At 64.8% G+C, this 432-nt stretch carries 1 pseudogene; it reads right to left on the reverse strand.

Going from position 1 to position 432, the window contains the following annotated elements:
• Positions 1-56 precede the first annotated feature (56 nt).
• Positions 57-432 (reverse strand): annotated as a pseudogene (locus EN935_RS40215) (PDZ domain-containing protein); the annotation flags it as partial.

Here is a 432-nt window from a genome sequence, read left to right on the forward strand (position 1 = left end):
GTCTATTGATTGCCGCTGGAGACTTTCAGCGACCGCGCCGGCCGGGTGTCGGAACTGGCCGGAGCGGCGGGCTGCTGCTGGTCGGCAGATGCTCGCTTGTCGCTCGATGGCAGCTTGCCGAGATCGACCTTGGGCGTTTCGCTCTTGCCGTCGCGCCAGACGGTGACATCAACCGACTTGCCCGGCGAATAGGCTCCGATCAGGCGGGCGAAGTTCCTTCGGCGAAGCGACGTCCTTGCCCTCGACCTGGGTGATGACGTCGCCAGCGATGATACCGGCCTTCTTGCCGGGGCCATCGTCCTGGGCGCTGGACACCAACGCGCCATTGTTGGACTTCAGACCGAGCGATTCGGCGATGTCAGAGGTGACCGGCTGGATTTCGACGCCGAGCCAGCCGCGCTGCACCGCGCCGTTCTTCATCAGGTCTTCGAC

Origin of the sequence: Mesorhizobium sp. M7D.F.Ca.US.004.03.1.1, assembly GCF_003998635.1 — a bacterium.
Taxonomy (GTDB): Bacteria; Pseudomonadota; Alphaproteobacteria; order Rhizobiales; family Rhizobiaceae; genus Mesorhizobium; species Mesorhizobium loti.